The organism is Chlorogloeopsis sp. ULAP01, from assembly GCF_030381805.1.
Lineage (GTDB): Bacteria > Cyanobacteriota > Cyanobacteriia > Cyanobacteriales > Nostocaceae > Chlorogloeopsis.
In genome coordinates this window covers 228,158-253,130 of record NZ_JAUDRH010000012.1, presented here as the reverse complement: position 1 = coordinate 253,130, position 24,973 = coordinate 228,158, and the positions used below count along the sequence as shown (strand labels likewise).

At 43.9% G+C, this 24,973-nt stretch carries 26 protein-coding genes; all 26 read right to left on the bottom strand.

Going from position 1 to position 24,973, the window contains the following annotated elements; genetic code table 11:
• Positions 1–9: 9 nt before the first annotated feature.
• On the bottom strand, positions 10–1,164 hold the full coding sequence (gene devC / locus QUB80_RS23515; protein WP_289791894.1) for an ABC transporter permease DevC: 1,155 nt from the start codon (positions 1,162–1,164) through the stop codon (positions 10–12).
• Positions 1,161–2,357, bottom strand: coding sequence for an ABC exporter membrane fusion protein (locus QUB80_RS23510; protein WP_289791893.1), 1,197 nt, complete (start codon positions 2,355–2,357; stop codon positions 1,161–1,163). The genes devC and QUB80_RS23510 overlap by 4 nt, the downstream gene beginning before the upstream one ends.
• 154 nt (positions 2,358–2,511) lie before the next feature.
• Positions 2,512–3,174, bottom strand: coding sequence for a DUF1326 domain-containing protein (locus QUB80_RS23505; RefSeq protein ID WP_289791892.1), 663 nt, complete (start codon positions 3,172–3,174; stop codon positions 2,512–2,514).
• A 94-nt stretch (positions 3,175–3,268) separates the two neighbouring features.
• Positions 3,269–3,751, bottom strand: coding sequence for a hypothetical protein (locus QUB80_RS23500; protein WP_289791891.1), 483 nt, complete (start codon positions 3,749–3,751; stop codon positions 3,269–3,271).
• 18 nt (positions 3,752–3,769) lie between these two features.
• Entirely contained in the window at positions 3,770–4,612 is an 843-nt protein-coding gene (htpX, locus tag QUB80_RS23495) for a zinc metalloprotease HtpX (protein ID WP_289791890.1), read from the bottom strand.
• An 87-nt stretch (positions 4,613–4,699) separates the two neighbouring features.
• A complete protein-coding gene (locus tag QUB80_RS23490) occupies positions 4,700–5,119 on the bottom strand; it encodes a MerR family transcriptional regulator (RefSeq protein ID WP_289791889.1) in 420 nt (139 codons plus the stop codon).
• Between the two features lie 90 nt (positions 5,120–5,209).
• Positions 5,210–7,732 carry a magnesium-translocating P-type ATPase gene (mgtA, locus tag QUB80_RS23485; protein ID WP_289791888.1) on the bottom strand — a complete coding sequence of 841 codons (2,523 nt, stop codon included), beginning with the start codon at positions 7,730–7,732 and terminating at the stop codon, positions 5,210–5,212.
• A 145-nt stretch (positions 7,733–7,877) separates the two neighbouring features.
• A complete protein-coding gene (locus QUB80_RS23480; protein WP_289791887.1) occupies positions 7,878–8,048 on the bottom strand; it encodes a hypothetical protein in 171 nt (56 codons plus the stop codon).
• 36 nt (positions 8,049–8,084) lie between these two features.
• Positions 8,085–10,466 carry a phosphoketolase family protein gene (locus QUB80_RS23475; RefSeq protein WP_289791886.1) on the bottom strand — a complete coding sequence of 794 codons (2,382 nt, stop codon included), beginning with the start codon at positions 10,464–10,466 and terminating at the stop codon, positions 8,085–8,087.
• 146 nt (positions 10,467–10,612) lie between these two features.
• A complete protein-coding gene (locus QUB80_RS23470) occupies positions 10,613–10,972 on the bottom strand; it encodes a DUF5676 family membrane protein (protein WP_289791885.1) in 360 nt (119 codons plus the stop codon).
• Between the two features lie 86 nt (positions 10,973–11,058).
• The gene (locus QUB80_RS23465) at positions 11,059–13,095 is read right to left on the bottom strand and encodes a heavy metal translocating P-type ATPase (RefSeq protein ID WP_289791884.1); all 2,037 of its coding nucleotides are present in this window, start codon (positions 13,093–13,095) and stop codon (positions 11,059–11,061) included.
• Between the two features lie 10 nt (positions 13,096–13,105).
• Complete coding sequence (locus QUB80_RS35085) at positions 13,106–13,333, bottom strand: heavy-metal-associated domain-containing protein (protein ID WP_353962234.1); 228 nt, start codon at positions 13,331–13,333, stop codon at positions 13,106–13,108.
• 147 nt (positions 13,334–13,480) lie between these two features.
• Positions 13,481–13,819, bottom strand: coding sequence for a four-helix bundle copper-binding protein (locus tag QUB80_RS23460; RefSeq protein ID WP_502875313.1), 339 nt, complete (start codon positions 13,817–13,819; stop codon positions 13,481–13,483).
• Between the two features lie 42 nt (positions 13,820–13,861).
• Positions 13,862–14,383, bottom strand: a complete 522-nt coding sequence (locus tag QUB80_RS23455; protein ID WP_289791882.1) for a universal stress protein — start codon at positions 14,381–14,383, stop codon at positions 13,862–13,864.
• Positions 14,384–14,411: 28 nt separating this feature from the next.
• Positions 14,412–16,271 (bottom strand): alpha-glucan family phosphorylase, encoded by a 1,860-nt coding sequence (gene glgP / locus QUB80_RS23450; RefSeq protein WP_289791881.1) that lies wholly within the window; start codon positions 16,269–16,271, stop codon positions 14,412–14,414.
• 178 nt (positions 16,272–16,449) lie between these two features.
• Complete coding sequence (locus tag QUB80_RS23445; protein ID WP_289791880.1) at positions 16,450–16,962, bottom strand: DUF1269 domain-containing protein; 513 nt, start codon at positions 16,960–16,962, stop codon at positions 16,450–16,452.
• Between the two features lie 264 nt (positions 16,963–17,226).
• Positions 17,227–17,490: a peptidoglycan-binding domain-containing protein gene (locus QUB80_RS23440; protein WP_289791879.1), complete on the bottom strand. Its 264-nt coding sequence runs from the start codon at positions 17,488–17,490 to the stop codon at positions 17,227–17,229.
• Positions 17,491–17,635: 145 nt separating this feature from the next.
• On the bottom strand, positions 17,636–17,950 hold the full coding sequence (locus tag QUB80_RS23435; RefSeq protein ID WP_289791878.1) for a DUF5676 family membrane protein: 315 nt from the start codon (positions 17,948–17,950) through the stop codon (positions 17,636–17,638).
• Between the two features lie 118 nt (positions 17,951–18,068).
• Positions 18,069–19,307, bottom strand: coding sequence for a multicopper oxidase family protein (locus QUB80_RS23430; RefSeq protein WP_289791877.1), 1,239 nt, complete (start codon positions 19,305–19,307; stop codon positions 18,069–18,071).
• A 43-nt stretch (positions 19,308–19,350) separates the two neighbouring features.
• Positions 19,351–20,016 (bottom strand): methyltransferase family protein, encoded by a 666-nt coding sequence (locus QUB80_RS23425; protein ID WP_289791876.1) that lies wholly within the window; start codon positions 20,014–20,016, stop codon positions 19,351–19,353.
• Between the two features lie 55 nt (positions 20,017–20,071).
• Positions 20,072–20,305 (bottom strand): DUF2933 domain-containing protein, encoded by a 234-nt coding sequence (locus tag QUB80_RS23420; protein WP_289791875.1) that lies wholly within the window; start codon positions 20,303–20,305, stop codon positions 20,072–20,074.
• A gap of 44 nt (positions 20,306–20,349) precedes the next feature.
• Positions 20,350–20,610 carry a hypothetical protein gene (locus QUB80_RS23415; protein ID WP_289791874.1) on the bottom strand — a complete coding sequence of 87 codons (261 nt, stop codon included), beginning with the start codon at positions 20,608–20,610 and terminating at the stop codon, positions 20,350–20,352.
• A gap of 15 nt (positions 20,611–20,625) precedes the next feature.
• Complete coding sequence (locus tag QUB80_RS23410; protein ID WP_289791873.1) at positions 20,626–22,818, bottom strand: heavy metal translocating P-type ATPase; 2,193 nt, start codon at positions 22,816–22,818, stop codon at positions 20,626–20,628.
• A 112-nt stretch (positions 22,819–22,930) separates the two neighbouring features.
• Entirely contained in the window at positions 22,931–23,122 is a 192-nt protein-coding gene (locus tag QUB80_RS23405) for a YHS domain-containing protein (protein WP_289791872.1), read from the bottom strand.
• A 349-nt stretch (positions 23,123–23,471) separates the two neighbouring features.
• Positions 23,472–24,398, bottom strand: coding sequence for a LysR substrate-binding domain-containing protein (locus QUB80_RS23400; protein ID WP_289791871.1), 927 nt, complete (start codon positions 24,396–24,398; stop codon positions 23,472–23,474).
• Between the two features lie 54 nt (positions 24,399–24,452).
• Entirely contained in the window at positions 24,453–24,809 is a 357-nt protein-coding gene (locus tag QUB80_RS23395) for a DsrE family protein (protein WP_289791870.1), read from the bottom strand.
• Positions 24,810–24,973 lie beyond the last annotated feature (164 nt).

Here is a 24,973-nt window from a genome sequence, read left to right as displayed (position 1 = left end):
AATTCATGGCTAAAAAATATCAGCAGGATCGGCAGCTTGTAATTTCCGAACTGCAATTGCACCAGAAATAAAGCACATAAAAATTGTCAATATTAAAACCATTAAACTTCGTCCAATATCTATTGCCATCGGTAAACTGGTGGCTTTTTTGGTTAGGTCGTATAGACCTAGTGTGATTGCAAATCCAGGTATATAACCTAAAAATCCCAGAATCAGAGCTTCTTGAAACACCATTAATAACAGGTAGGTATCCTTATACCCCATTGCTTTTAGCGTTGCATACTCAGCCAAATGGTCAGAGACATTGGTATAAAGAACTTGATAGACAATCACACTTCCTACAATAAATCCCATGATGGTTCCTAGTGTGAAAACAAAGCCAATGGCTGTATTTTTTTGCCAGTAGGTTTTCTCAAATTCCACAAATTCATCGTGAGTTAGCACCTGCACGTCTTTTGGTAAGTTAGCTTGTATCCCCTGAGCAATGTTTTTAATATTTGCATTAGGCTTGACTTTGATTAAACCAATATTAATTTCTCCAGCTTCACGGGTTTTGAAAATACGCAAAAAATTAACTTCACTGGTAATTAAGAGTGCATCAGAACCAAAAGACGAACCAACTGTAAACAAGCCTACGACTTTAATTTTTCTACTATTGATTTCAGGGGTGATGACTTTACCTTGAGCAACTTCTGCAATGAACGGTTGAAATTCCGGTCGAGAAACCCGGTCGAGAATGGCAACATCATCAAGCTTTAGCTTATCCAGGTTTTGATTGATTTCTGGGATGTGTAGAGTTGTCTTGGTTGGGTCAATTCCTAAAACTAAGATGGCGCGATCGCGTTGGCTTTCAGGACTTTTCCAGGTTCCCAAACCTAAATATACTGAATTAATCGACTCTACGCCATCAAAACCTAGAGCCTGATACAAACGCCGTCTGGAGAAGTTGTTCATGCTGATCAACGCACGCGAGCGAGGATTAATTAGCACCACATCTGCATTAATACTTTGATGCACGCGGGTTGCACTTTCAAACAGCGCCGCCTGAAAGCCTAGCTGCATAAACATGAGAATAACTGCAAAGGCAATCCCCGCAAGAGCAACCAACAGCCTTGCTCTTTCCCTGGAGAGTTGCAGCCAAGCTAGAAATAATTTGCGGTTCATGGCTCAATCTCCACAGTTACTTGCAAATTGGTTAAGCTAGCAACTCGCTGGCTAGAAGCAGAGTCTAGACCAATTTTTACTTCGACGACTCTGACATCTGTGGCAGCTGCGGGATCGGTGCTGAGAACGTCTTTTTTACCCACTTCCCAGCCAATTTGGTCTACCGTGCCCTGTAATTTTCCGGGAAATGCATCACTGGTAACTGTAGCACGTTGTCCAAGACGAACTTTACTAATGTCAGTTTCATACACCTCAGCCACCGCATACATTTGGTCGGTTTGACCAAGTTTGAGAATTCCTTCTCCCTGGTTGCTTACCACTTCCCCAGGACGGGCATGGATTTTCAAAATTCGACCGTCTCTTGGCGATCGCACGTATGATAGTTCCAAGTTTGCTTTTGCTTGTTCAACGGCAGCTTTTGCCTTATCTACTTCTGCTTGCGCCGCTTGCACATCAGTGGGACGGACTTCAGCGATGCGAGAAAGCGTGGCTTTAGCTTCGTTCAGTTGTGCTTGCACTGACTCCTGAATCCGCTTGAGCGTGACTCTACCTTCCTCTAGCTTTTTCTGAGCGGTTTCTGTTGCTAAACGCTTGCTGTCACGGGTAGATGCTGAAACTGCACCCTCTTGATAGAGCTGCTGGTAGCGTTTATACTCGGTTTCAGCATTGCGTAACTCTGCCTCCAAACGTTCTACCGTTGCTGACTGAGCTTTCACATTACCCTGTAACTCAGCTTCCATTCGCACAATTGTTGCCTTTTGAGCATTAATTTCCCCGGCTTTGGCTCCGGCTTTTACCTGTGCCAAACGAGCTTGAGCAACTTTTACTTGTTCGGTCGCTTCTTTCAAAGCAGCTAAACGGCGATCGCGTGTATCCAGGATGGCGAGAATTTGCCCAGCCCGAACTTTGTCTCCTTCTTTTACCAAAATTTGGAGAATCCGAGTTCCTTCCAGAGAACCAGTTGTAGCTGCGTGAACAGCTTCGCCTTTGGGTTCTAAACGTCCCAGGGCTGTTACCTTCCTAGCTATTGCAACAGTTGGTGAGGGAGTTGGTGCAGACGTGGAGGACAGTCGTCGATACCGTGAGATTGTGTAAACTGCGGTAAAAATAGTAGCAATTCCAACAGTAATTGCTAACAGAAGCACCCATCGTTTAGAACGTTTGATTTGCGGAGTTTTTGACGGTACGTCCATAAATAAAATTTCCTATATGACACGTCTTGATGAATTCGTACCAAGCAATTTTTATCGTTCATCTCGATAGCCTGAAGGAGTACGGTATTAAGAGTCACCCCAATTGTCCCCACATGAAAGGAACGGGCAATCGGGAAGTCTTTTCTACATCTGTCTATGAGGGCACCTTCCAATCAAACGGGATATGCTTGCTTGATTGTCCCTCAAAGGGTTGAGAATAATCGAAGCCGATGGCGTAAGTGTTCTTCACAACGCCCCAAGTAGCTATCTGTCCGGGGCCTGTTTCAGAACCTGGTGGATTGTACAACTGAACACGATGGTTTGGATCTGCCGTCGGCCCGGTCAGTGCCTCAACTACTGCTATAACTTTCTCAGGGATCTCAGCCCGCCAATACCTCAAGTCCTCTGCAATTTCAACCTCGATAGGTGCGTACTCGATCCCTCGGATTTCCCAGAATAGCTTGCTAAATTCCCTCGGCCAACCCCCAGCTTTGCCTGTGAAGATTTGCTCAAGGGCGTATCGCTGGCGTTCATCAGCACGCTCGTCGATGTAAAACATCAGCTTCATCGATGCTTTGACATCCTCTGTCCACTGATTTCCCTCAACCTCTCCCAGTGCAACGACACTCAGACCGTTGAGTTTGACATCGTTATATTGTCCCTCATGTACTTGCCATACCAGCGTGAACAAGCAGTCACCATACGTCGGTTCTTGGGCAAACGTGCAGGGACACGGCAGTTTGCAGCTACAGACATCGAACCATTCACCTTTGAGATGCCACTGGACATCAGTCATTGCTTGCGTTGACATAGTCATAAATAACTCCATTAAGCAATTGAGCGGTAACTTCTTCAAAATGAGATGATAACTGTGTCAAGGAATACACCATAAAAATTAACGGCAATCTGGCTCATCCTCTCCCCTCCACTCCCCAACCCAGCAGATGACGGCGAGCTAAATAAAGCACCAACGGTGGCAAAATTATCCACTGAAATACAGCTAGCCAGCTTATACCAAGAACGGGTAGAGCTAATACTGTAACGCCATAGGTTTTGGCAATATTAACTCGATAAGTTTCTGTAACTAAAGTAATAAACCAGCCTATGCAAGTAAAACTCAAAGCTAACTGCCAGCCAGGGTTAAGTATCCAGTAACGAGAACGAGCCAAAGCGCTCACAACCCAACCACTGATAAGGGTAATAACACCATCACCGAAAGTACAATGATTGAGGTCATTAATTTTGTCTGATAAAGAGGGCATCCCATAGAACTCGTAGTAAGGAGCTTGCCAAACTTCGTAAACAAAATTAAGGAGAAAAGCGAACAGAAATAAATTTGTTTCTGGTGCAGCCAAAATGCGAACCACCCACTTAGAGACAGACTTGTTTTTCATAATTACTGCTTCATCCTGTTAGAAATTTCCTGCCATTGCCTCTAGTCGGCGAATGCGTTCCTCAGTCGAGGGATGGGTAGAAAAAAGATTGCTCATACCATTTCTGCCGCTAAAAGGACTGATTTGAAAAAGGTGTGCAGTTGCGGGAGTGGCATTATCCATTGGTATTGCCCGTGCGCCTGCATCAAGTTTGCGGAGGGCATTTGCCAGTGCCAACGGATTCCCAGAGATTTTAGCTCCACCTGCATCAGCTTCAAATTCACGCGATCGCGAAATTGCCATCTGGATCAGCATAGCGGCGATAGGAGCCGTAATCAGTAACAGCAATCCTACAAAAGGATTACCATTGCGACTGTCGCCGCGTCCAAAAGGGAGCCAGTAAGCTAACTGAGCCAGATAGGTAATTGCCCCAGCAATGGTTGCAGCAATAGTACTTGTGAGGATGTCATAATGCTTGACGTGTGCTAGTTCGTGACCAAGAACACCTGCAAGCTCATCCCAATTGAGAATCTCTAGGATGCCAGTTGTAACGGCAACTGCTGCGTGTTTGGGGTCACGACCCGTAGCAAAGGCGTTGGGCTGGTCGGATGGAATAATGTAAACTCGTGGCATTGGCAGTTTAGCTCGTTTAGCGAGGTGGGTGACTACTTCCCACAACTGGGGTGCATCGGCTTGTGTAATTTCTTGGGCGTTGTAAAGTTTGAGAATCATCTTGTCGGAAAACCAGTAACTGAAGAAATTCATCCCCAGCGCCAGAATGAAGGCGATAGTCATTCCCGACTGTCCGCCAATGACCCGCCCAATTAATACAAATAGAACAATGAGCAGTGCCATTAAAAATGTTGTACGTAGTATATTCATAGGTAGGTTTAGCACTTTAATAATTTTATTGTTAGCCTGATTTATCAAGTATTAATTAATACTTCTATTTGATTTGAGAAGAAAATGCTATTTAAGTTTTTCAGCAATATTGGTACAAGTTTTACATTTAGATTTTTTAACTATCTGCACTCCAGGTATTAACTCTTTCAATTCAGCTTCTAAGCGCCGCAATTGTTGGATTTGAGGGTCAATTTCCAAAATAGTATCTTTCAGTTTTTTTGTGATTTCTTCACTAGAAAAACATTCTTCATCGCAGATTTTGAGAAATTCTCCAATTTCTTCCAGACTGAGACCAAATTTTTGAGCGCGTTTGATGAATGCGAGACGGTCAAGTACTTCAGGTGAAAATAAGCGAAAGCCTCCCTTAGTTCTCCCTGAGCATTTCAGTAAACCAAGTTCTTCGTAATAGCGAATTGTTTTGATGGGTACACCACTTTGAATCGCTATTTGGCCAATAAAAAACAAACCTTGCTTGTGAGTAACCATAGTCTAATTTATTTCTAAAATCAGAGAAAAAGTTAACTAAGAAATCTTTACAATTTTTGAAAAATGCAGGCAGAATAATGTAATTCAGGATTAAAATTTTACTCGCTGGTAAAAAATTTGCTTTACCTTATCTGCTGTCATAACATAGGTAATAACAATTGCTCCCAACCAAAAAATAAAGGAAAGAGTCAAAGGCTGAAAACCAAACGGTTTAGCTAAGGGTGTGAAGGGAAAGGTAAGGGTAATACCCACAACTAGCAGCGTAGAAATCAACAAATACTTACCTGGTTTACTTTTGAAAAAGGGCTTACGAGAGCGGATTACTAATACAATTAGCGAAGCAGAAATTACCGATTCCATAAACCAACCTGTTCTAAATTCATCGGGTGTAGCACGCAGAATGAACAGCAGTGTTCCAAAAGTAAGGTAGTCAAACACCGAACTAATCAAACCAAAAACGAGCATGAAATTCCGAATAAACTGAATATCCCAGCGACGGGGTTTGCTAACCATATCTCGATCTACGCTGTCAGTAGCAATGGTCATCTCCGGAAAATCTGTTAGCAAATTAGTCAGCAAAATCTGCTTGGGTAATAGTGGCAGAAATGGGAGAAATAGAGAGGCTCCTGCCATGCTAAACATATTGCCAAAATTAGCGCTGGTTGCCATAAAAACATACTTGAGTGTGTTTGCAAAGGTTATGCGTCCTTCCCGTACACCCTGCACCAATACATCCAAGTCTTTTTCTAGCAGCACAATATCAGCTGCCTCTTTTGCTACATCAACTGCACTATTTACTGAGATTCCAACATCAGCGACATGGAGGGCTGAAGCATCGTTGATTCCATCTCCCAGGTAACCAACCACGTTACCAGCTTTTTTTAAAGCCAAAATAATACGTTCTTTCTGGTTTGGCTCAACCTCAGCAAACACATTAACCTCATTGACTCTTTTTAGCAGTGCTTCATCACTAATCTGATGCAGGTCTGAGCCAGTAAGCATCGTTGGGTTTGCAAATCCCATCTGTTGACCAATGTTGGCAGCAACTTTTTGGTTGTCACCCGTAATAATTTTTAAGGAAACACCTGTGTACTCCAAATTGCGGATAGTGTCGATAATGCCAGCTTTAGGCGGATCGGCAAGGAGCAGGAAGCCCAGAAAAGTCATCTCGGTTTCTTGGTCTTTGGTAATGCAGGAAGCAGAACCAATATCCCGTAAGGCAATTCCTAGAGTGCGAAAACCTTGTCTACTAAAATCTTCATAGTGCTGCTGGAGTAATTCTTGCACTGTATTAATGTCGGCGATCGCCCCATCTGTCATTTGTGCTTTTGAACATATCGCCAGTACATTGTTCAGTGCACCTTTGGTGATTAGCAAATGGTTGCTATCTTTGCCAACCAAGATACTCAATCGCTTGCGGATGAAATCATAGGGAATCTCGTCTAATTTTTGATAACCTAATACTTCAAACTGGCGATGACTACGGATAGCTTCATCAATCGGGTTCACATAACCAGTTTCATAGAAGGCGTTAAGGTAGGCATAAAACAGTACCGCTTCGTTCTCATTCCCATCAGTATCAAGCGCGGCGTGGATGTGGACAACTCCTTCAGTCAAAGTGCCAGTTTTATCTGAACACAGCACATTCATACTGCCAAAGTTTTCAATAGAGGCAAGGCGTTTGACAATGACCTTCTGCCTAGCCATGCGTTTAGCACCGTGAGCTAGGTTAACACTGATAATTGCTGGCAGTAACTGCGGAGTCAATCCAACTGCTAAAGCTAATGCAAAGAGAAAAGCCTCTAAAACTGGGCGTGCTAGGTAGACGTTAATTGCAAAAATGGCAATCACCAGTATCAAAGTGACTTCTAAGAGGAAGTAGCCAAATCGCCGGATACCATGTTCAAAGTCAGTCTCTGGTGGTCTGAGTTGCAATCGCTCCGAGACTTTACCAAATTCCGTATATTTGCCTGTATATACTACTACTGCTTCCCCTTGTCCACTAACTATATGAGTACCCATAAAAAGCACATTGGTTCGCTGACTAAGGGGTGTCTCTGATGGCAATACGCCAGCTATTTTAGCGACTGGGTAGGTTTCCCCAGTTAAAGCTGCCTCATCAGCAAAGAGGTCTTTGGATTTTAGAATTACGCAATCCCCTGGAATCGTTTCTCCTGCGGTGAGAACAAAAACATCTCCAGGAACAATTTCTTCTGGAGAAACAGTCTGAGTATTGTTATTTCGCCGCACCACTACTTTAGCTTGGACAATTGCCAGCAGCTTTTCAACAGCATCAGCAGCTCCCCACTCCTGCCAGAAACCCAATAGTCCACTGACAAAAACAATTGCCAAGATAATCAAACCGTCTGTATGGTCATGGACGAAGAACGACAAACCAGCAGCAAATATCAGGATGAGAATAACTGGATTTTGGAATTGAGCCACTAGAAGCATAAAAGCGTCTAATTTCCGTTTGGGCTTCAAGAGATTGAAGCCATAGCGCACCAGTCGCAGCTTGGCTTCTTCATCCGTCAATCCCTGCGGTGTAGTTTCTAGTTCCTCAAGCAATTTGGCAGTTGGGATACTCCAAAACGGTAATGGGGGCCGGTTCATAGAAGTAGCCTTTAAGGCAAAAAAGTATTAGTAAAATACTGATGAACTATGCCGTGGGTATTTAAAGAGGCATATAGAGCTGTGTAGCAAAAAGTCATTAACGTATAAAAACCTCAACCTCATTGAACATCTCCTAACAGGAAATTTAGAGAGAGAAATGCCGTATTGCTATATGAATGAGTCCAAGAGAATGGCAAACCATTAAGCAAGCAGCAAACATTAGAAATGTGCCAATAATTTTGCTGACTAAATTTTGGGCATTTTTATCTTTTTGGATATCTGAATTATCCGAAGTATCAAAAATTTGTTTGTGCATAAATATGCCTCCTGAAATCAAACAAGAAAATCTCTGCTAATACGACCATTTCCAGTTGCTAACTTCAGGCATATCCTCACCATGCTGCTGAATATAGTGCTTGTGTTCTATCAGCTTGTCTTGCAACATCTGCTTGACATAAGCAGCTTTATATCCGAGTTGTGGCACACGGTCAATCACGTCCATGACGAGATGGAAGCGGTCTAAATCGTTAAGCACCGCCATGTCAAAGGGAGTGGTTGTAGTTCCCTCCTCTTTGTAACCTCGAACATGGAGATTTTTATGGTTCGTCCGACGATAGGTAAGACGATGAATTAGCCAAGGATAGCCGTGATAAGCAAAGATAATAGGCTTGTCGCTAGTAAAGATTGTGTCAAAATCTTTATCAGATAAACCGTGTGGATGCTCGCTTTGTGGCTGTAGTTTCATCAAGTCAACTACATTCACTACCCGTATTTTTAACTCAGGGAAGTACTGACGCATAATATCAACTGCTGCCAAGGTCTCTAGGGTAGGAATATCCCCCGCACAAGCCATAACTACGTTGGGTTCGCTACTTTGGTCATTGCTGGCCCACTCCCAGATGCCAATACCTTTAGTACTATGCTTGATAGCAGCATCCATATCAAGGTACTGTAATGCAGGTTGTTTACCAGCGACAATCACGTTGACATAATTACGACTTTTCAGGCAGTGGTCTGTCACCGATAGTAAGGTGTTAGTATCAGGGGGCAAATACACCCGAATTACCTCAGCTTTCTTGTTGACTACATGGTCGATAAAACCGGGATCTTGGTGTGAAAAACCATTATGGTCTTGTCGCCACACGTGGGAGGTAAGGAGGTAATTAAGTGAAGCAATTGGTCTGCGCCAAGGGATGTGACGAGTGGTTTTCAACCACTTGGCGTGCTGATTAAACATGGAGTCGATGATGTGGATAAACGCCTCGTAGCAGGAAAAGAAACCGTGACGGCCTGTAAGCAGATAGCCTTCTAACCAACCTTGGCAAGTAGTTTCACTGAGAATTTCCATCACCCGCCCGTTGGGTGACAGGTGTTCGTCTTCAGGGAGTATTTCAGCAACCCAAGCCCTATCTGTAGCTTCCAATGCTGCACCTAAACGATTGGATTCGGTTTCGTCGGGTCCAAAAATGCGAAAATTCTGGCTTTGCAAGTTCTCTCGCATGACATCTCGGAGAAATTTGCCCATCACCTTGGTAGCTTCAGCAATATTAGTCCCCGGTTTAGGTACATCAATAGCATAATCTCGGAAGTCAGGTATTTTAAGGTCGCGTAGCAGGATACCACCGTTGGCATGGGGATTATCGCCCATACGTTGGTGTCCTTGAGGTGCGAGTTCCGCTAATTCCGGATGCAGCCTGCCATTTTCGTCGAATAGTTCCTGCGGCTTGTAACTTTGCATCCACTCCTCAAGAAGTTTCAGGTGTTGGGGTTTACTAGCTAATTCCCCAAAAGGAACTTGGTGCGATCGCCAGTAATCTTCCGTCTTTTTCCCATCAACTTCTTTCGGCCCTGTCCAACCTTTGGGAGATTTTAAAATAATCATGGGCCATTGGGGACGCTGTTGAAAACCGTTTTTGCGTGCGTGTTCTTGAATTTCGTGAATTTTCTGGATAACGATATCGAGTGTTGCTGCCATGTGTTGGTGCATAGTTTCCGGTTCGGAACCTTCAACAAAATAAGGCTTGTAGCCATAACCGAAAAATAAGCTTTCCAACTCTTGATGACTCATCCGTGCCAGTACGGTCGGATTGGCAATTTTATACCCATTGAGATGAAGAATTGGGAGAACTGCACCATCATGCACTGGGTTGAGAAACTTGTTGGAATGCCAGCTAGTTGCTAAAGCCCCAGTTTCCGCTTCGCCATCACCTACAACACAAGCAACTATCAAGTCATGATTGTCAAAAGCAGCGCCATAGGCGTGGGAAAGGGCATAACCCAATTCACCGCCTTCGTGGATTGAACCAGGAGTTTCTGGTGCAACATGGCTGGGTATACCACCAGGGAAGGAAAACTGTTTGAAAAGTTTTTTCATGCCCTCGGCATCTTGAGAAATGTTGGGATAATATTCACTGTAAGTCCCTTCCAAGTATGTATTTGCTACCAGTCCGGGGCCACCGTGACCAGGGCCTGCAATGTAAATCATGTTTAGGCCATATTTTTTGATAACTCGATTGAGGTGAACGTAGACAAAGTTTAGACCAGGAGTTGTTCCCCAGTGACCCAAGAGTCGCGGTTTAACGTGTTCCAGCGTCAGTGGTTCTTTCAGCAGGGGATTATCGAGTAGATATATTTGCCCAACAGAAATGTAGTTAGCTGCACGCCAGTAGGCATTTATTTTACGCAATTCTTCTGCGTTAAGAGGTTTTGACTGTATGGAAATTGTTGTTGTCATAGTTACTAAATCTTTAGGAAAAGGAAGTACAAATTGAGTTTTTACTTCGGAAGCTTTATCTTTTTCGTGTTTGATAATTAGTAATTAGGAGATTGCGAGATTGTAAACTTTCCTAAAACTTTGATTGAGCCAAAGGTTAACAGGTTCTAATTAGAAGACTCATCAAATTTATCTGGTGGTATCTCTGGTAATTTTTTTGCCATAAACCAGTCGGAAAGGGGAATTAATAGCGCAAAAAATATACCCGTTCCCAAGACAAAAGATAGAAGAGTGAGCAAAAACTTTATCAAATGAAAATTTTGATGCTTTGAGGTTAGGTCAATGTGAAAGATATAGTTAAACAATGTCATTATTGCTTGAGATATCAAGACGATAAATAATATACAGGCTAAAAGGATGACTCCGGTTATTATTGCTGAAGCAATTGCTATTAAGAATGCTTTAAGTCTGAGGGCACATCGCCTGTAAATTTGAGGAGTATTTTGTAATTTATAGTCTTGATTCATGGTAAGATTTCTACAAAGAATTTGATTTATTTCCATCTGATTATCAGAGTCTGTTAACTCTGTGTGCTACAAGTCCCAAACTATGCTTAACCTAACTGCACTCGTCGCAGCAGCATTGCATTAATAGATACAACTACAGTAGAAACACTCATGAACACTGCTGCTAAAGCTGGAGGAAGCAAGATACCTAAAGGATAGGCAACACCAGCTGCTAGGGGAATACCAATAACGTTGTAACCCGTTGCCCAAACAAGGTTCTGACGCATTTTCCCGTAGGTAGCTTTTGATAGTTTTAAGGCATAGGCAGCGTCTAAAGGATTACTCTTAACCAGTACTAAATCAGCAGACTCAATTGCTACATTAGTGCCTGCTCCGATGGCGAGTCCCAAATCTGACTCAAACAAAGCAGGTGCATCGTTTATACCATCGCCAACAAACGCCGTAGGCTGTGATGCTTTTAATTTACGTACAATAGCAGCTTTGTCCTGCGGTAGGATGCGGGCATAGTAACGGTCAATACTTAAATCCTCTGCAACAGTTTTTGCGACTGCTTCAGCATCTCCGGTAATCATAACTACCTGAACCTGCATTTCTTGGAGTCGCTGTACTGCGGTACGTGCCTGTTCTCGCACTTGGTCTGCCAGTCCAAACAGAGCAATCATACGCTCCGAGTTTAACAGGGCGATCGCACTCTCGCCACGAGACTCAATGTTTTCCAAACCCGTTTGCAGCTTGGCAGAGAAAGCCAGATTCAATTCCTGCGCCCATTCCGGTCGCCCAACTCGATAGCGTTTGCCATTGACAGTACCTTCAACCCCTTTGCCTGCAACAGCTTGGAAATCTCTCGCTTTTGCCAGAGACACTTGACGGATCTCGGCTTCTTGCACCACTGCTTGAGCCAAGGGGTGTTCTGACAAAGCTTCCAAAGCAGCAGCAATAGAGAGTGCTTCTAGCTCATCCATACCCTCGGTGTAAATCCGCTGTACCCCAAACCGACCTTCAGTGAGAGTTCCAGTTTTGTCAAAAGCGATCGCCTTAATTTTCCGGGCACGCTCAAACGCTTCTCGCCGTCGCACCAAAATTCCATGCTTTGCAGATAAGCCAGTGGCGTTAACAATTACTAGTGGGATTGCCAAACCGAGAGCATGGGGACAGGCAATTACAAGCACTGTAACGGCTCGTTCAATAGCGAACACTAACCCAGCATTCAACCCAAACCAGACAACAAACGTCAGTGTTCCTACTCCAATAGCAATCAAGGTTAGCCAGTAGGCAATCTGATCCGCCAGCGCCTGAAAACGGCTGCGTGACGATTGGGCTTCTTCCACCAAGCGCATAATCTGGTTCAGAGTTGTCTGCTCTCCCGTGCGTGTTACCTTGACGGTTAAAGCACCTTCAGCATTGACAGCACCTGCAACCACCTCATCCCCTACTTGCTTCGTAATCGGACGCGACTCTCCGGTGAGAAATGCTTCATTGACGCTAGAAGCTCCTTCTTCCACCTCCCCGTCAATGGGAATCTGTTCTCCAGGACGAATGAGAATTCTATCACCTTGTTGTAACTCTCCTACGGGTACATCCTCAATCCGTCCCTGCACCAGGCGATGAGCAATGTCTGGCACAAGGTTTGCCAGGTGTTCCAAGGCACGACTAGCTCCCTGCACCGATGCCATCTCAATCCAGTGACCCAGCAGCATAATATCTACTAGGGTAACCAGTTCCCAATAGAACGACTGTCCCTCTAATCTCAAAAAGGTAATTGCCAGACTGTAAACGAAGGCAACGGTAATCGCCAGAGCGATCAGGGTCATCATCCCAACTTTGCTCCGAAGTTCGTACCAAGCTCCTTTGAGGAAGACCCAACCGCCGTAAAAGTAAATTATGATACTTAGGAAAGGCCCCACCCAGTTTGAACCTGGAAACTGTACTGCTTCATAGCCAAACCAACCCTGAAAAGCTGGATCGTAGTAAAGAACGGGTAGCGTCAGCACAAGACAGATAAAGAAGCGTCGCTTAAATATCTCCGGGTTATGTCCAGCGTGTTTATCGTGCCCCTCATGTTTACTGGGGGAAGTGGAAGCACTGTGTGAATGGTGTCCGTGATGGCCCTGTTCGTGCTGCATAAGTTAATCCTCAATTAAACTGCTTATCCAATGGTCGCGCGGCGTAACCCGCAATCTCTAGAGCTTTCTGGATGGTCTCCAGATTTGTAAGCTGTGGATTGTATTCAATAGTCGCTCGCTTCTCAGTAGAGTTCACACTGCACTCACTAATACCTGGAAGACTGTGAAGTGCTCGCTCGATCACTTCGGCACAAAAGTCACACATGATGTTTTCTAATTGGAGATGAATAATTTTCATGACTAAACTTTTGCTACTAGGTAGTCAGATTGAGAGTAGAAATCCATCCGAAAGGGCGTAGGCATCTAAATTTGAGTAGCCTTGCTGGGCAACCACTTTATCTAGCAAGTAGTTGAGAACAAGATACGTTTGCCCTGTACATCTAGCTTATGCTGCCGCAATATCCGCAATCTTGCGGTATGCCTCCACTGCCTGCCGACAAGCATGAGCACATTTGCGGCAATGCTCCATATCGTACTTTTCGCATTCAATGGCACAAGCTTCGCAGATATCAGCACAAGTCCGCGCCAGATGGGCAACAAAGTACGACCCTCGCACCATGTAGATGGCGCAAGTGCGGCAAATCTCAGCACAATCAAGGCAGATGCGGGCACATCTGATCATTTCTGCATGACCTGTACAGGCTTCAGCACAGTGTTCGCACTCCACCGCACAATACATGGCGACATCGAAACTAGATTGATATTGCGAATGAATTAGAAGCATTCTCGTTCTCCTTACTATTAATTAGTTTTTGATTAGTGGAAATCATGCCGCTTCACGACTTTGTGCAGGTTGCTTACTTGTCTTGATCTGGAACTGCACAGTTAGGACTGAACAAGGAGCATAGTGGAGTACGTAATTACTGACACTCCCCAGAAATAACTCACTCAAACCTGAATGACCCCGTCGCCCAATTACAATTAAGTCAGCCTCCCAAGTACGAGCGACATCACAGATAGTTCGACCGGGACTGCCAGGTTTCTGAGTAAATTCTGCGTTCACTCCGGCGGCTATTGCTTCGGCGGCGCGCGCCTTTACCATCTCCAAACCCTTTTGGGAAAATTCCTCCCACATTTTTTGGCAGTGTTGAGCAGCTTCGCTATCTGTTCCCGCGTAATAATAGGTGTTTAAAAGTCCAGAGGTATCTGGACAATCCTCTTCATCTGGAGATAAAACGTGTAACACCATAAGGCTTGCTGCGTTGGCTTTTGCTTGGGCAAGTGCCTCTTCAAAAACACGCTTGCTAAATTTAGAACAATCTATTGCAACCAAAATCTTGTGAAACATAGAACCCTCCTAAGTTTTAGAAAAACCTTCAGGGCAGATAGGCATTCGTGACATACTGCTGTACCATACGGTGGGTATTAAAAAATGAGGCATTTAGTGCGATCGCATGTCGCATTACATCCACCCACCACTCGCGCTCCTGATAAAACAAGGGTACAATTACGTTTTTCAACTTCTGATATAAGTCCTTTGCATCCTGGCGGTTCAGGACATCTGAACCAGAAAACTCAGGTTCTCTAGAACCAATAGACCAGCCAGTCACCCCTTCGATATGTCCCTCAATCCACCAACCATCGAGTATGCTGAAACTGGGAACACCGTTATGTGCTGCTTTCATACCCGATGTACCGGAAGCTTCTAAAGGTCGCTGTGGCGTGTTGAGCCATAGATCCACGCCAGATACAATCAGCTTGGATAGCTCCATGTCGTAATTTTCCAAAAAAACTATAGGTATCTGTTTCTGTAATCGGTGGGAAATTTCAAATATCCGTCGAATTAACTCCTTGCCAGCGTAATCTTTGGGGTGCGCCTTACCAGCAAAAATAAACTGTAAAGAACCAACCTGTTTGGCAATTTCCAAAAGTTGATCGATATCTGAAAAAATTAAATCTGCCCGCTTGTAAAGAGTAGCTCTGCGAGCAAAGCCAATCGTCAGAGTCTCCGCAGATAGCGAAAAATCGGTTTTTTCCTGAATGTAAGTTAAAAGACGAGCTTTAGCCGCTAAATGAGCATTCCAAATCTCCTGTTGGGGAATACTGATGGCGTGCCTTAGCATTGAGGGATCGTTACTCCAGCCAGGAATATATTGATCGTAGAGGGTTCTAAAGCTGTCACAAGTCCATGTCCATGAGTGAACACCATTTGTAATGTGGTGGATGGGATAGCCGGGGAACATTTCTTGCGAAACTTCCTCGTGCCGCTTGGCAACACCGTTGACATAGTGGCTCAAGTTTAGTCCTAGCATAGTCATGTTTAGGCGATCGTGTCCCCCCAGCATTTGCAGTACATCAAACGGCACTATTTGCCCTAAACTATACTGCACTAAACCGTAGTCAAACTGGTCGTGCCCTGCTGGAACAGGGGTATGAGTGGTAAAGACGCATTGATTTCTGATGCTGCTAAAATTCCATGCTTCTGTATTTATCCCGTTTCGTTCTTTTAGCAACTCCAAAAGCAGCAAACTGGCGTGTCCTTCGTTCATATGGAATCTTTCAATTTCCCTGTAACCGAGGACGTTGAGCATTCTGACACCACCAATCCCCAGCAGAATTTCCTGCGCCAGCCGATATCGCTCATCCCCGCCATAGAGAAAATCAGTTAAAGTACGGTCATAATCAGTGTTTTTATCAACATCGGTATCTAACAAAATTAAAGGGACGTTGTAGCCACTTAAACCAACAATGTCATACTGCCAGGCTCGAACTTGTACAGTTCTCTGCTCAATTTCTACCTGAACGGTTTCAGGCAAAAGGTGCAGGAAACGTTCGGGACTCCACAAAACAGGAAATTCCTGCTGTCCTCCCCACTCATCCAGCTTTTGGTCAAAATAACCTTTGCGATAGAGTAGACTTACCCCAACCGCAGGTATTCGCAAATCGGCAAAGGATTTCAAAGTGTCGCCAGCCAGTATACCTAAGCCGCCACTGTAAGTTGGCATAGCAGAACCAACAGCCACCTCCATCGAGAAATAGGCAATCCGCCGATTTTCTTTGGCTTCTTCGTAGCTGGTGGTAGTTAGTGTGGTGATGTATAGCTCTGGATGCTGAAAAAATTTATTTCGACAAAATTCGGAGCAGAAGTGAATTTTTTGCTCCTGGTAAAAGGCAGTGATTTCTCTGCCTGGTTGAACGGTCATGCCACAAACTGGGTCTTTTAAAATAGGATTCATGGGTTTTCTCTTGTTCTGATAGTTACTAACCCTTGTGATGCCCACTCTTTGATTTTTTTCGAGTCTGAGGCCACATTGTCGTAAACATAATATTCCTGCAATTTCTCCCTCCCCTACTGGTATAGGCGGTAGCATCAACCGTAGGGTAGGATGAAAATTTTGTAGTTAGTTGTGGAAATTAAATCTTGTCGAAAACCTCTTCTTGGGCTTCAATTTTTGTTAAAGCTGCCTGTAGCTTTGCTTCATCTTCTTTTGATAGCGAAGTTCGTAAAACCTTACCCTCAAATTTCCTCAAATCGTCTAAAACTTTGTCTGGAGTAGACTTTTTCACCAGTATAAATAGGGCAGATGTTCCCGGTTCTAGTGTGTTACCAAGTTCTCGGATAAAGTTATCGTCAATGCCAATATCTGTGAGCGCTCCCGAAATTGCGCCAGCAGCCGCACCAAAGAGAGCCAAAATTGGGTGAAAGAATATCAAACCAAGAAGCAGTCCCCAAAAACCTCCAGTTAACGCACCAGAAGTCACGAGTTCTTGGGTTTGCTTAATCTTGACTTTGCCTTCTTTATTTCTGACAACAATGGCAGCATCTTCTAGGTCGATAAGATACTCTAGTTCCAGTTTTCTTAGATCAATCAGAACCTCTTCTGCTTTAAACTCATCTTTAAAGCCGATAGCAATTAAATCGCTCATAGTTTCCTCCTGTGTAAATTGGGCTTTAATTGTTAAATTTGGTTGTTTTGCAAAAAAATTAGAAAAGCACTAGCACCGCTACTTTGCGAGAAGCCACGCTACGTGCGTCTACGCGGAAGTCAAGTATTCAGAAGTTTAAAGTTAAAAAATCTTTTACTCCCTTGCTTTTGACCTTTTGTCAACTGATTGTTTACTTCTGCTCATATGCGGCACTAGCGCACTCTCCCTTGGTCAATTTCATTCCGACTCTGCGAGCCTCTGTCTCTAACTGTTCTCGAAAGGGATACCAGCTAGTGTCGCCCAGGTATGAGGCCCAACGGTGCCATCTTCGTAAAGAGCATTGTCATGTTGAAATTGTCTCACTGCGTTATCGGTGTCAGATCCGAAGACACCATTAACAGCATTGCTATTAAGGTAGCCGTAGAAGACCAAAAGGCGTTGCAGGATTGCGACTTCTACACTGTAGTTGTCATCGCATTGAGACAAGGTTGGTAAGTAATTGGGTAAATAAGCTGTTTGAATTTTCATTGAATACCTCGTGTTTGTACTGGTACTCTATGTTTGCTAATTTTGCAGGACGTACTAAATGTAGACGTGCAGTGGCTCCTAGTAAGGTAGCCGCCATGTATTACTGCCATAGAATTACAAAGGTTTTTCATGTATATTTGACTTCTTACCTAGTTGCAAAGCTGTTGTAGAGTCGAGCTATCAGGGCAGCATATAAAGCCGTTCCTACAGACCAAAATAGAAGACCAACAATGAAGCTTCCCCAGGTAACTGTTCGGGCAATATTGCTCAAGTCCGCATGGAGAATGTAGCTGAAAAAAGCCATTGCTGCTTTTGGTGCTAAGGCAATAAATAGGATACAGATTGAGTAGACTAAGCCTGTGATTATAGCTGTGGCAAGAGAGAGCGATCGCGTTCTTAATTTAGTAAAAGAGTTCCTGCTAAGGTGATGATTTTCCCGATCGTGAGTGGGCGATACCATAATGAAACTCCTATTAATTTAATGTTTTTAAAACTTGAATCATTGCCATAATAAATTGAGCATTATTAGCTGATGTAAAAAATCAATGGCTTGCCTATGTTGAGAAGTCTGTTTTAGCTTAGGTAACATTAATAATCATGGTTAAACCTCCTGCTCCTTGTACTTCAGCGTTGTCATTTGTTGTATGGTGAGGAATGTGACAATGCAGTAACCACTTACCCTGATCGCGGGCTGTCCAAATCACGTTGTAGCGTTCACCAGGACCCACATTGATAGTATCCTTCTCAATTTGGGCAGTGGCAGGTAGTGAATTGCTATCTGTTTCAATGATTTTGAACGGGCCACCATGAATATGCATTGGGTGGATGAAGGCATTGTTTGAGCCAATAAAGCGGAAGTGGATCTTCTCACCAACCTTGGCGTTGATTGTTTCGGTAGTGGGAAAAGCCTTGCCGTTAATTGTGAAGAAGTTTGGCATTAGCCCTTCCATTGGCATTGCCGGGAAGGTATAGCCTTGCTTGAATGTCCACTCTTGCAGTTGTATAACAACATCTTGGTCATAAGCTGGGGTATTGGATTTATCCTTAGGAGCGACGATCAGCGCACCATACATTCCCAGGGTTTGCTGACGGTCAACGTCCTGATGAGAGTGATAAAAGTAAGTACCTGGTTGCTTAACTGTGAACTCGTAAGTAAAACTTGCGCCTGGTGCGATTGGCTTCTGGGTAACATTTGCTGCACCGTCCATCGCATTGGGCAAAATCATCCCGTGCCAATGGACACTCGTTGATTCTGGTAAGTTGTTCTTGACAACGATCCGCACGCGATCGCCCTCAGTTACCTGAATACGGGGGCCTGGAATTTGATGGTTAAAGGCGTAGGCAGCCACTTGGACATCCGGTAGAATATTCCACTTAATCAAAGAAACATCCAGATTAAAAACTTTAACACCGTTCTCTATTTTGGGTGTTAGAATCTGGTCGCCCCGTGCATCGACAGGAGCCGTGTAGGAAATCTTTGTCAAGTCTACTGCTGCCATGTCTTCCATCGCCTCCATGCTCATATCAGAAGTCATGATCATTCCTGGCGGCATGACAAAACCATGCATTTGAGTAACACTACTTATGGGTGTAGATGGTAGCGATGACACTGGGACAGGAGATTTGTTGTCGCCCATATTCGTTCTGGGCATGGAGTCGTTGTCTATACTCATCCCAGGCATAGACTTGCCGTGTTGTATATTTTTACTACTGGTTGTAAAGCCACCGTATAGTCTTGCAATCAGGAGGCTGAGTACTAAAGCCAGTAGTATGAGTACTACTACCAGATGTCGCGATCGCCTAAATTTAAATTTCATAATCTACTAAACTTCTGTATGAATTCCATAGGAGCGAGAAAGCTTAGATTTCAGGATGTTTATTTGTGCGATTTTTGGCGCTCCCCCAACGAGGGAAAAAGGCGGGTGTATTCTCGGCATAGCGTCGGTACTCATCACCAAATTCTGCAAGTGCATCACGCTCCTCCTGGCGTGCCAGCCGTGTATACATCCACACCAGTACCGGGAACATTAACAACGTCAAGATTGTCGGCCACTGAAGCAGGAATCCGAACATGATGATAATAAAAGCTACATATTGGGGATGACGAATTGTTGCGTAAGGTCCAGAAGTCGCTAGCGTGTGACTGCGTTGGGCTTTGTAAAGGACTTCCCAGGCAGAGCCAAGATAGATGAGTCCACCGAAAATGAATATATTACTCAGGATGTGGAGTAAGTTGAAATGTGGGTTGCCTTTCATACCAAGTATTGTCCACCAAAGATGTCCGGCATCATGAGAAAAAATATCTAGTTGTGGAAAGCGAGTTTGTAGCCAACCTGATAGTAAGTAAAGGGTCAATGGAAACCCATACATTTCCGTAAATAACGCGACAATAAAGGCTGAGAAAGCACCAAATGAACGCCAATCACGAGGACTTTTTGGCTTTGTGAAGCTGAAGGCAAAAATGATGAATATCAGTGAATTGATAATTACTAAAGACCAAAGACCATAAGCAGGTATATCTTTCATAGTTAAATTTCCTTATCTTGTGGTGATATATCTAGTTATTTTGTGCCAATTGCCTTTATTGAGATTGGTTATTGCCTCCACCGCCTCCTCCATGTCCACCATGTCCACCATGCATAAATAAGTGCATAATTATACAAATTCCCAGAATTAAGAATAGCGGCGGAAGACCAACTATATGCGCCCAATGTTCTGCGATGAGAAAGAAGGCTATGATGGCGATAAAGACAAACAATGCGATTTTTACAACTGATATTCTTGTGCTAGATTGATGATTGTGTTGGTGGGTCATGTTTTCTTAACTTGTAGTAATTGAAATTCTCTACTTGTGTATCTCTACAGCGAAATCAGCTTTTTAGCTGGTGGTAACATTAAGGGTGGATTATTTGCTACTGGCTTTTTTCTAAAAAACGTAATTGAGATAGGAAAAGACATCAAAATAAAGACCAGTGGTATGGCGTAAAGAATCATAGAAACTATAGGTGAGCGAGAAACAGCTACCAGTAAAAAAGCAGTAACAGTGAAGACAATAAATAGTGCCTGGTTTGCAGACAAGTTATTAAGTTGGAAGGAATAATGTCTATGTTGATGAATCATAAAAAACCTCCTTTTCTAGGATGATGTGCTAGATAACTTAAACCCCTTCAACAGGGACGAATTGACAATTACTGATAGAGAACTCAAAGCCATAGCAGCAGCGGCAATAATCGGACTTAAGTAACCGAAAGCTGCAATAGGAAGCCCTATCGTGTTGTAAATAAAAGCCCAGAACAGATTTTGTTTAATCTTGATCATGGTGGCGCGAGACAAGCGGATAGCTTTTACTACATCGCGCACATCGTTTTTCACCAAAATGATGCCTCCTGTTTCTTTCGCGACATCGGCACCGGAGCCGATCGCGATACCAATATCAGCAGTTGCCAGTGCGGGTGCATCATTTACTCCATCGCCCACCATTGCCACTGCTTCGCCGCGCTGCTGAATTTCTTTGACAACTTGGGCTTTATCACCTGGCAAAACTTCAGCAATTACCCTATCGATTCCCACTTGACGAGCGATCGCTTCAGCAGTACGCTGGTTATCCCCAGTCAGCAAGACTACCTTCACTTTCTCTTTACGTAAGGCTGCAATTGCTTCCTTAGCTTCTGGCTTCAACGTATCAGCTACTGCAACTATCCCCATCAATAGACCATTGCAACCAACCAACATGGCCGTCTTGCCGTCTGATTCCAATTGAGTCAATAAGCGTTCAACTTCAGGGCTGACGGCATAGCCTTGTTGTTGGAATAACCGACGATTTCCCAGTAAGATGCGATCGCTGTTCACCTCTCCTCGAATACCATGTCCGGGAATTGCTTCAAAATCATTGACTTTGGGAATGTCTAGCATTTGGTGTTTGGCTGCCCGTACAATTGCTTCACCCAAAGGATGCTCAGAACCCGCTTCTACAGCAGCGGCTAGCCGGAGAATTTCATCTTCTGGACGATCTGTCAAAGCAACAATATCCGTAACACTGGGTTCTCCGCGTGTCAATGTTCCAGTTTTATCAAAAACAACTGTAGAGAGTTTCTCAGCGCGTTCCAAAACCTCACCACCTCGGATCAAGATCCCGTTTTCTGCACCTTTACCCACACCCACCATTAAGGCAGCTGGTGTAGCGACTCCCAAGGCACAAGGACAGGAAATGATGAGTACCGCAATAAATGCCAGCAACGCTTGGGGAAAATTACCAACCAGCAACCAGCCAATAAAGGCAATCATTGCTATCAACACCACAGCAGGGACAAAATAACCAGTCACTTTATCAGCAAGTCGTTGAACTTGAGCGCTGCTACCTTGAGCTTCTTCAACAAACTTGATAATTTGAGCCAGTGCCGTTTCTGCTCCCACGCGAGTAGCCTGAAAGCGGAAAAGTCCTGTTTTGTTTAAGGTTCCGCCAATCACTTCCGCCCCTGGTCTTTTTTCTACGGGTATAGACTCCCCAGTCAACATTGACTCGTCTATAGAAGAAGACCCTTCCAGGACAACTCCATCTGTTGGTACTTTCTCACCTGGACGCACCACAACGGTTTCACCCACCATCACACTCTCTGCTGGAATTTCTATCTCCATCCCATCTCGGATAACTCTTGCGGTAGCAGGTTTTAGATCCAAGAGTTTGCGGACAGCAGCCGATGAATTCTTCTTGATGATTTCTTCCATGTACTTGCCTAGCAAGACAAAGGCAATAATGATAGCGGATACCTCAAAGTAGACATCACGCTCTTCGACTCGAACAGGCAACAAGTTAGGAAAGAAGACGACTACTACGCTGTAAATGTAAGCTACAGTGGTTCCTAGAGCTATTAGGAAATCCATATTAATGTGGCGGGTGCGGATAGCATTCCACGAACCTAGATAAAATGACCACCCACCAATGAACTGTATTGGTGTAGTCAAAAGAAATAGCCATACGCCCCACGTGAACCAAGGTAGGGCTGGGATGGGAACCCAAGTTACAAGGGTGACACCTGCCGCTAGTCCCAGAAAAGCCGCAGCCCTGAGAATTGCCAAAAGCAACACCCCCGTCAACGCAAGGGTGACGCGGTTCCGCATAGATTTGAGTTCTCTTTCAGGATCTAAAAACGTGTTTAGGCAAGTCTGGCTGCAAAAGTAGTAAGTGCATCCGCTTCGTTCTGTCTTCAGCGATGTGGCTTTAGGCACTACCATACCGCAGATGGGGTCTTTCGCCATCTCTCCCGGATTTGCTGCTACCGTGCTTGCATGTGTATGTCCGTGATGTGTATGCTTGTTGGTTCTTGTCATCTTTCTCCAAATTCCTGTTTAGAGTTTTGAGTTTTACAGGTGCCTCTGCTTACCCTTCGTTGTCGAAGACATTAAGTTGAATTTATTTGTTATTTATTTCTGTAGTAAAAGTTCACTCGGCTTGTGATGATTCAAAGGTGCGCTGGCAAACGGCACTGCAAAAATAATAGGTCTGTCCGTTTCGTTCTGATTTTAGTGCTGTAGCTTTTTCCACTGTCATACCGCAGATAGGATCTACAGCAAGTTTGTCTTGCGTTTCTTGACCGACTTGATTGTGTCGCCATTTAAAAAGTTTTTCAAACATAATTTCAACTCCTTTTGGTTAAATAGCTCGTGAATTTGAAGAGATTTCTTGTTGATAAAGCTTTTTATGAAAAGTTATTAATTTCTCAAATGCATCCAGTTTGTAACTTCTTTAAAGTTTTCTTTATTTGGGGCTAATTTGAGTCAATTTTTATTCATCATAGGTTTGAATATACTAGATTGAAATTATTTTTACATTCTTTTTATAAATACATTTATACATAAATTTTAGAGAATAAAATTCGATATAATTTCACAATTTAGTATTTGTCAAATACTTTTTTTGAAAGTAATTCATACCATATGAGTATTAATAAATTTTTGTGTATGAATTCAGATGTATTTAAAAACTACTCTCCTGTTTGATAGCCGTTTTCATTAGCCATTTGACGAGCAAATTCTTTGACGATTTCAATAAAGGCTGGCAACATGGGGGACGATTTCTCTCTTTGCCAGGCGATCGCCAACTCAAGCTCCGCAGTGGGGGGTTGTAACCTCCGATAAACTACTCCTGATTTCTGTAAATGCGTGACGGAAGCAGGTAATAAGGCAACGCCAAGCCCTGCTGCAACAAAGCCCAATATACTTTGCACCTCCGAAGTTTCTTGAGTGAGTCTTGGACTAAAACCAGCCTGATGACAAACTGCAATTACATGGTCATATAGGCCACACTTATGATGGCGTGGACAGATTATGAAGGTTTCGTCGTTAAGGTTTGCCATATTCAACTCTGATTGGTTAGAGAGATGATGTGTCTGTGGTAGAGCTACGACTAGTGGCTCTCGCAAGATGTTTTCAACCATGAGATTGCAAGCATTAGAGAGTGGCGGTACAACGAAGCCAATTTCAATGTGAGCATTATGTAGAGCTTGTACCTGATCGCCTGTGGTCATCTCGTATACAATTAGGTTTACTTTAGGAAACCGTTCTTTGAAGACCTTTACCGACAACGGCACGATGTCATAGGCAGAGGAACCCTCAAATCCGATAACAAGCCGACCTATCTCACCCCGACTGGCAAGCCGTGCCAGAACAATCCCTTCTTGAATCTGCGCTAGCACTCGACGGGCTTCCGCCAAATAAACTCGGCCTGGCTCTGTTAACTGAATCCGGCGCGTGGTGCGGTGAAAGAGTTTTACTCCCAACTCCTCTTCTAGATGACGAATTTGCCGAGTCAGCGGAGGTTGAGCAATGTGGAGTCGTTCAGCTGCCCGCCCAAAGTTCAGCTCTTCCGCCACAGCTATAAAGTAATGCAAGTGTCGAAGCTCGATGTTCACAATTGTGGCTCCAAATTTTCTAGAGCTTGTGAGTACACCCTGTTTTGCTCTGTATCAGAAGTTCAAGCTTTTATCCATACTCAATGCCGTGCTGACATAATCGCTCATATTCTTGTAACTGGCGGTTGATATCCAGTTTTCTGGCGTAATGTTGCGACCCTTAGCACAAGCCTCACAAACCCAGATAGGCACATTTGCAGATAACAGCGCTTCTACTACAGCTTTCATCGGTGGCATATTTAGCCCCTGAATTTTGTCGTAAACATTTTTATTGGCTATAGTTACACCTTCACCCTGGAGCCACACTATTACTTCATGACCTTCATCGACTGCAACTTTTGCTGCCAACATCCCTAGAGTGGCAAGGGTTGGGTCATTTGTACCAGAACTTACAGAAACAATCACTTTCATTGGAACCTTCCTTGCTGCTATTTTGCAATGCAGCATTATTATTCTGCTGTTCTTCCAAGAGGATGGAGGTAGGGGTCTTGGTGTTTTGACGGCTGCAAAGCTTGAGGTTGTATACTATTCACAACAAGCAATCCAGCAATCATCCCAAGACTTACAGCCAATAA